At 73.0% G+C, this 7511-nt stretch carries 7 protein-coding genes; 5 read left to right on the top strand and 2 right to left on the bottom strand.

Features of this window, described 5'->3' with window-relative positions; translation table 11 throughout:
• Both ABGB06_RS36980 and ABGB06_RS36975 read left to right on the top strand, forming a co-directional pair.
• A partial coding sequence (locus ABGB06_RS36980) for a hypothetical protein (protein ID WP_347599208.1) occupies positions 1-344 on the top strand: 344 nt, incomplete at its 5' end.
• Positions 345-489: 145 nt separating this feature from the next.
• Positions 490-2082 (top strand): phosphodiester glycosidase family protein, encoded by a 1593-nt coding sequence (locus tag ABGB06_RS36975; RefSeq protein WP_347599205.1) that lies wholly within the window; start codon positions 490-492, stop codon positions 2080-2082.
• Between the two features lie 80 nt (positions 2083-2162).
• On the opposite strand, the gene ABGB06_RS36970 is transcribed toward ABGB06_RS36975, so the two are convergent.
• Positions 2163-2627 carry a MarR family transcriptional regulator gene (locus ABGB06_RS36970; protein ID WP_347599202.1) on the bottom strand — a complete coding sequence of 155 codons (465 nt, stop codon included), beginning with the start codon at positions 2625-2627 and terminating at the stop codon, positions 2163-2165.
• A gap of 164 nt (positions 2628-2791) precedes the next feature.
• Here ABGB06_RS36970 and ABGB06_RS36965 point away from each other — a divergent pair, with 164 nt between their 5' ends.
• The 3 genes from ABGB06_RS36965 (at position 2792) to ABGB06_RS36955 (ending at position 5311) form a co-directional block, all read left to right on the top strand.
• A complete protein-coding gene (locus ABGB06_RS36965; RefSeq protein WP_347599199.1) occupies positions 2792-3895 on the top strand; it encodes an NADH:flavin oxidoreductase/NADH oxidase in 1104 nt (367 codons plus the stop codon).
• 114 nt (positions 3896-4009) lie between these two features.
• A complete protein-coding gene (locus tag ABGB06_RS36960; RefSeq protein WP_347599196.1) occupies positions 4010-4435 on the top strand; it encodes a VOC family protein in 426 nt (141 codons plus the stop codon).
• An 81-nt stretch (positions 4436-4516) separates the two neighbouring features.
• Positions 4517-5311, top strand: a complete 795-nt coding sequence (locus tag ABGB06_RS36955) for an FHA domain-containing protein (RefSeq protein WP_347599193.1) — start codon at positions 4517-4519, stop codon at positions 5309-5311.
• Between the two features lie 42 nt (positions 5312-5353).
• Here ABGB06_RS36955 and ABGB06_RS36950 read toward each other — a convergent pair whose 3' ends face one another.
• On the bottom strand, positions 5354-7486 hold the full coding sequence (locus tag ABGB06_RS36950; protein WP_347599190.1) for a serine/threonine-protein kinase: 2133 nt from the start codon (positions 7484-7486) through the stop codon (positions 5354-5356).
• Positions 7487-7511: the final 25 nt, after the last annotated feature.

The following is a 7511-nucleotide window of genomic DNA, read 5'->3' as shown; positions in this document are numbered from 1 at the left end:
GGGCGGGGGCGGGCCTGATGGAGGACGTGCCGTCCGCGCATCTGAGCACCCGGCCGCGGCTGCTCGAACTGCTCGGCGCGGCCGGGTTCGAGATCCTCCGCGACGAGGACATCAGCGAGCACACGCGCCCCAGCGGCCGGCGGAGCCGGGCGGCCTTCGAGGACCGCCGGCGGCAGCTGACCGCCACGTTCGGGGCCGAGGCGGTGGCGCGGATGGCCCGACTCGCCGGACAGCTGGCCGAGGCCGACGAGCACCTCGGCTACGTCGTGATCACCGCCCGGACGGGCTCGTCAGGACCTGTCCCGGGCACGGTGCCCGCGGCCCGTCGGGAGCGGGCGGGTTAGCGCCGGCGCGGATCGGCACCGTTGTGGCGGCGGTTGGGGTTCCCCTAGATTCCCCAACGACCGTCTACCCGACGGTAGTTGACCGCTTCCCACGGAGGTCCCGTCCCACCGGGCGGGGGTGGGGGCCATGGCGAAGGGATCCAGGGTGCACGGACCTGTTGTGCGGCGGGTGGCGGTCGTCCTCGCCACGCTCACCGCGTTGCTCGGACTGGCGATATCCCCGGCGCTGGCGGCCGCGCCGCCGGCCTGGCCGGAGGTGCGGAACGGCGAGGAGAGCGTGGAGGTGCTGACGGTGCAGCACCTGTTGCGGAACCAGGGCGCGACGATCACCGCGGACGGCGTCTTCGGCCCGAACACGCTGGCCGCGGTGACGGACTTCCAGGCCGAGAGCGGCCTGGCGGCGGACGGCCTGGTCGACACGGACACCTGGCTGGCACTCGCCGTGCCGCTGGACGACGGCGCCACGGGCGAGGCGGTGCGGGCGTTGCAACTCCAACTCAACCGGTACGGTTTCGGCCTCGACGTGGACGGCGACTTCGGTCCGTTGACCGGGGCGGCCGTCGCCGAGGTCAGGGCGCTCTTCGACCTCGGCGGCGGCACCGCGGTCGACGCGACGTTCTGGCAGTGGCTCGTCGGCAGCGCCCCGCCGGGCGAGCAGGTGGCGCCGGGCGTGGAGTTCTCGTCGATGCAGATACCGACCCCGCACGGCATGGCCCTCGGCTACGTGCTGACCGTGGACCTGACGCAGGCGAGCGTCGGGCTGCTGTGGCCCGGCAGGGTGGCGCAGACGGCCACCACCAGCGCGCAGGCCGACCGGCTCGGCGCGGTGGCCGGCGTCAACGGCGACTTCTACAACATCGGCCAGACCGGCGCCCCCGTCGGCCCCGCGGTGGTGGACGGGCACGCCCTCAAGGCCGCCGTGCCGGGCGCGCAGCGCTACGGCCCGACCCGGCCGCCGGGCACCGACAACGCGCACGTTTTCGGCATCACCTCCGACGGCAGCCCCACCGTGACGACGCTGGACCTGGCGGGCACGGCGACCACCCCGGAGGGGTCGTTCGACCTGGAGGGCCTCAACCAGTACGCCATCCCCGTCGACGGGGTGGGGATCTTCACCGCCGACTGGGGCAGCCAGTCCCGGGAGCGCGCCACCTGCGGCACCGACACCGACCGCAACGGGCCGTGCAGCACGGAGACCGCGGAGGTCGAGATCGTCGACGGGACGGTCACCCGGGTCAGCGACGAGCCGGGCTCGGGCCAGATCGACGCGGACGCCACCGTCCTCGTCGCCCGTGACGCGGGCGTCGCGCAGCTGGACGGGCTGGCCGTGGGCGACTCCGTGAGCCTCGACTACGGGCTGGTGAGCGGCGACGGCACCGAGCTGCGGACCGCGATCGGGGGACTGGTGCTCGCCATGGACGGGGAGCAGCTGACGCTCGACGACGACCCCGCCACGCTGGCCCCCCGCACCGCGGTGGGCTCCAGCGCCGACGGTTCGACGCTGTACCTGGTGGCGGTCGACGGGCGCAGCGGGTCCAGCGTCGGCGCGACCCTGCGGTCGATGGCCGACATCATGGCGGATCTGGGCGCCACGCAGGACGTGATCAACCTGGACGGCGGCGGATCGACGACCCTGGTGGCCCGGGAGGGCGACAGCACCACCACCAGCGTCCGCAACACGCCGTCGGACGGTTCCCAGCGTTCGGTGGCCAACGGCCTGGGCGTCTTCAGCGAGTGACCACGGTCGGGGGGTGGGGGCGCCCCCGGCGCCCCCCCCCCCCGCCCCCCCCCCCCCCCCCCCCGACGGCGTCCGCGCCGCTACGCGGTCGCGGGCACCCGCAGCGACTCCACGACCCGGACGAGCGGGGCCAGCTCCGGGTTCCGCGCGGCCGCGTCGAGCGCGTCGCGCAGCGCGGCGTCGTTGGTGGGCCGCGCCCGCTCCAGCAGCTGCCGGCCGGCCTCGGTGACGTTGGTGTAGATGCCGCGACGGTCGGTGGGGCACAGATAGCGCTCCAGCAGGCCGCGGTCCTCCAGGCGGGTGACCAACCGGGTGGTGGCGCTCTGGCTGAGGACGACCGCGTGGGCGACCTGCTTCATCTGCAGATGGCGCCCGTCGCCGCTCGGCTGCCGGCTCAGCACGTCGAGCAGGGAGTACTCGCGCACGCTCAGCTCGTGCCCGGCCTGCAGCGCGCGTTCGATATGGGCCTCGATTCTCCCGTGCAGTACGGAGAGGGCGCACCACCCCTGAGCGAGCGTGGTGAGCGCGGGATCCCTCGCTGTCATGGGCGTTCTCCTCCGTCCCGTCGGCGGCTTCCTCCCCAGGATAGGGCACGGAAGCAATAATCGGCTCTTGCATTAACCAGTGTCTGCAACTATTGTGCTCATAGATTAAGCGCATCCGCAATCGTGTGCCGCCTCATCGCCTCATCAGGAGCCAGGAGTCCGACGTGAGCACCACCCTCTTCACGCCCTACGCCCTCCGGTCACTGACCATCCCCAACCGGGTCTGGATGGCGCCGATGTGCCAGTACAGCGCGGCGCCCGACGGCGACGCGGCCGGCGCCCCGACGGACTGGCACTTCACCCATCTCGCGGCACGCGCCACCGGCGGCACCGGGCTCATCCTCACGGAGGCCACGGCCGTCAGCCCCGAGGGCCGCATCAGCCCCTACGATCTCGGCATCTGGAACGACACCCAGGCCGCGGCCTTCCGGCGCATCGCCGCCTTCCTGAAGGAGCAGGGCACCGTCCCCGGCATTCAACTCGCCCACGCCGGCCGCAAGGCGTCCACCGAACGCACCTGGGTCGACCGCGGCGGCCAGATCGCGCCCGACGCCCCCCACGGCTGGCGGCCGGTCGGGCCCAGCGCCGTCCCGTTCGCGCCGACGTCCACCAGGCCGGACGAGCTCACCGAGGAGCGGATCGGCGAGATCGTCCGGCAGTTCGCCGACGCGGCCCGGCGCGCGCTCGACGCCGGCTTCGAGGTCGCCGAGGTCCACGGCGCCCACGGCTACCTGATCTCCCAGTTCCTCTCCCCGCACGCGAACCGCCGCACCGACGCGTACGGCGGCTCGTTCGAGGGCCGGACCCGGTTCGCCCTGGAGGTCGTCGACGCCGTCCGCGCGGTGTGGCCCGAGGAACTGCCGCTCTTCTTCCGCGTCTCCGCCACCGACTGGCTCACCGAGAACCCGGAGGACGACCGCGAGGGCTGGACCCCGGACGACACCGTCCGGCTGGCCAAGGAACTGCAGGCGCACGGCGTGGACCTGATGGACGTCTCCTCCGGCGGCAACGCCCCCGACGCCAGGGTCGAGGCGGGCCCCGGCTACCAGGTGCCCTTCGCCGAGCGGGTGCGCGACGAGACCGGCATGCCCGTGGCGGCCGTCGGCCTGATCACCGAACCGGCCCAGGCCCAGGAGATCGTCGCCACCGGCCGGGCCGACGCCGTCCTGCTGGGCCGGGAGCTCCTGCGCAACCCCTACTGGGCCCGGAACGCCGCCGCCGAACTCGGCGGCGACGTCCCCACCCCCGTCCAGTACCACCGCGCCTAGCTGTTCTGGTCACGGAGGTTGGTGACGGACGCCACGGTCGTGTGATCTCGAAATGGGTGAGGGCCTTCTGGTCGAACGAGCGCCCGGCGGCGCCGCGCACGGCAGAGTGCAATCATGAACGAGGATGACGACGACCTGCTGGGCCGGGCGCGGGTGGCGACCCGGCTGCCCGCCCAGGACCTGGAGCGGGCCCGGCGCTTCTACGCCGAACGGCTGGGGCTGCGGCCCGTCGACGAGCGGCCCGGCGGGTTGCTGTACCGGTGCGCGGGCACGGAGTTCGCGCTGTTCCAGTCGACGGGGGCCTCGTCCGGCACCTTCACGCAGATGGCCTTCGAGGTCGGCGACCTCGACGCCGTCATGGCCGGGCTCAGGCGGCGAGGCGTGGTGTTCGAGGAGGTCGACGTGCCCGGGCTCCGCACCAGGGACGGGATCGCCGAGGTCGAGGGGAACTACCCCAGCAAGGGTGCCCGGGGCGAACGCGGCGCCTGGTTCCGCGACAGCGAGGGGAACATGCTGGGCGTCGGCGAGCCGATCGTCTGACCGGATTACCAGGAGGCTCCCGGCTGTCGGCAGCCAGCGGTAATCTGAGGGTGACGCAGGGAGAGGGGAAGGACGAGGGTCGTGACGCTGCCGATACCTGGCTCGACGAGCAAGGTCAACATCCTGCCAAGGGACTTCGGCAGTCTGACGCGTGGGCTCCCGCCGTCGGTCCGGTTCGGCACCCTCTTCGTCCTGGGTGTGAACGGCGGCATGAGCGTCGCGCCCGACGCCGAGTTCGCGTTGATCTTCGGGCGGAGCGAGCCCGACGTCCACGTCTGCGTCGGCCCGGAGGATCCGCACGTCAGCCGGCAGCACGGACGCATCTCGCGCGAACACGGCCGCTGGGTGCTGCACAACGTCGGCCGGCTGCCCATCCGGCTCTCCCCCTCGCAGCTGGTGCTCAGCGGCGACCGGGCCGAACTGCTCACCGGATACACGCCGTTGTTCATCCTCGGCCCGAAGCAGGAGCATCTGCTCGAGGTGCGGATCGCCGCGCCGTCGCCGTCCGCGGTCCAGGGCGTCGAGTACGAGGCACAGACCCGGGCGCGCGAGGTCTGGCCGCTGAGCGAGGCCGAGAAGCTGGTGATCGTCTGCCTCGGCCAGCGGTACCTGCGCAACGAGCCGCATCCGCAGCCGCTGACCTGGTCGCAGGTGGCGAACGAGCTCAGCGAACTCCAGCCGGCGGAGCGGTGGAGCGAGCGGCGGGCCGCGCACATCGTGACGAACGTGCGGAAGCGGCTCAGCCGTTCGGTGCGCGGGCTGCTGGAGGAGGAGGTCCCGCCGCCGGTCGGCAACACGCTGAACCACAACCTCATCATGGAGCTGATGATCAGCACCACGCTGCTCAAGTCGGACCTGGAACTGCTCAGCGAATGAGCTCAGCGAATGAGCGCCGCGGTGACCGCGGCTCCCCCACGGTCATCTGCCCCGGTTGATGTCGGGTCCGTCGAGGGCCGACTTCTCCATGTGCCACTCCGCCAGCAGATCCTGGTAGGTGCCGTTGTCCATCAGCGCGTCGAGCGCCGCGTGGACGGCGTCCCGCAGGTCGCCCTGCCCCCTCGGGACCGCGATGCCCCGGGACCCTCTCACCCCTCGGTCGTAGCTGACGCCCAGGTCGGGCTGCTCCTCCTCGACGTAGTAGCTCCCCTGCGAGTAGAGCATCATCGCCGCGTCGACGTCGCCGGCGAGGATCGCCTCCGCCATGTCGTCCTTGCTGGTGGCCGGCACGATCTCGGTGGGGCGGCCACAGCCATCGGTGTCCTCGCGCACCACCTCCTCCTGGTCCCCCTCGTAGGCGGTGACCGTGAGGCCGCACAGCTCGTCGAGGTCTCCGGAGTAGCGGTCCGGGTCGGTGCTCACCACGGACCAGCCGTCCACGAAGTGGTTGACCATGTCGACGTCCAGGGCGTCGCGTTCGTCCTCGTCGTCCACGAAGTTGCCCACCGCGATGTGCCCCGCGGAGTCGCGGCCCTCCTCGACGGCGGTCGTGGCCGCGTCGCGTCGTTCGGCGGACCGCTCGTAGGTGATCTGCACGCCGAGCTGTTCCGCGATCGCCTCGACGAGGTCGATCTCGAAACCGGCCGGCTGGCCGCTCTCCTCGTCCTCGAAGAGGATCGGCTCGTCCGCGATGCCGACGTGCACGGTGAGTCCGCCGGCCTCGCGCACGTCCTGCGGGACCAGGTCGGCCAGCGGGCCCTCGCCGGAGAGGGTGTCGGGGTTGCCGTCGTCGTCGGTGTCCGGGTCCGTCTGCTCGCCCGCGCGCGGGTCCCCCGAGCCGTCTCCCACGTTGGCCACGATCAACCAGGCGGCCACGGACAGCGCCGCCGCTGATGAGACCGCCCCCAGCAGGTAGCGCCGCCGGCTCGGGCGCCGGGTGGACGGGGTGGACGGAGCGGCCGGCGGGCCCGTGGGGGGAGTGGGCGTCGGCATCGGGGGGACGGCGGGCGGCGCGAGGACCGGCGAGAACGACGCCGCGCCCTGCGATCCGGGCTCCGCCGGGACGAACTCGCCGGGAATCTGGGTGGTGTGGCTGTGACCCGGGGTGGGCACCGGCGATCCGGACGGCTCGGCCGCGGCGGCCGACGCGGCCGGGCGCTGGTTCCACGCCGGCGGCCGCGGGCCCCACGAGGCGGGCGGCCGGTCGACGTCGGGCCCGTCGAACGCGAGCAGGTTCGCCGCGAGCTGCCCGAGCCGCGCGGTGAGCCCGGACGGCAGCCAGTACTCGTCGCCGGCGCGCTTCTCCGCGAACGGCGGGATGCCGGCCAGGTTCAGCCGTTCGCCCGCGTCCTTGGCCAGGCAGTGCAGCACGATGGTCCGCAGGTCGCCGCTGAGCCGCCCGTCCTCCGGGCCGAGGTTCGGCTCGTCGTTCAGCACCCGGTAGATCACGGTGGGCGCCGGCGCCCCGTCCCACGAGAAGGGGGACATCCCGGTCGCGGCGTACGCCAGCACCGCCCCCATCGCGAAGACGTCCGCGGCGCCCGTGAGTTCCTCGCCCCTGATCTGCTCGGGCGGCATGTATCCGGGGGAGCCGACCATCCCGCCGGCCTGGGTCACCACGCTGGTGTCCACCGAGCGGGCGATGCCGAAGTCGATCACCTTCGGCCCCTCCAGCGTCACCATCACGTTCGACGGCTTGAGATCGCGGTGGATCAGCCCGTTCTCGTGGACCGTCCGCAGCGCGCTCGCCAGGCCGTACGCCAGCGCCCAGACGGAGTGCTCCGGCAGTGGCCCGTGCAGCGTGTCCACGACCTCGCGCAGCGTCGGCCCGGCCACGTATCCGGTGGCGACCCAGGGGACGGCCGACTCGACGTCGTGGTCCAGCACCGGCGCCGTCCACATCCCGCTGACCCGCCGCGCCGCCTCGATCTCCGCGCGGAACCGGCGCCGGAAATGGGGCTCCCGCGCCAGCTCGCCGCGCACGACCTTGACCGCGACCATCCTTCCGCTGGGCGAGCGCCCCAGGAACACGCGTCCCATGCCGCCCTCACCGAGCCGCCCCAGCAGCCGGTAGGGACCGATGGTCGACGGGTCCTCCGGATACAGCGCCTCCACTGGCGTCCTCCCCTCGATGCCGCGT

The organism is Streptomyces sp. B6B3 (assembly GCF_039871525.1).
GTDB lineage: Bacteria > Actinomycetota > Actinomycetes > Streptomycetales > Streptomycetaceae > Streptomyces.
This window is presented reverse-complemented; position numbering and strand designations above follow the sequence as displayed.

What these genes read in the sequence shown, in the direction of transcription:
- ABGB06_RS36970 (WP_347599202.1), bottom strand. Translation starts at nt 2,627, where the DNA reads ATGACAGCGAGGGATCCCGCGCTCACCACGCTCGCTCAGGGGTGGTGC.
- ABGB06_RS36960 (WP_347599196.1), top strand. Translation starts at nt 4,010, where the DNA reads ATGAACGAGGATGACGACGACCTGCTGGGCCGGGCGCGGGTGGCGACC.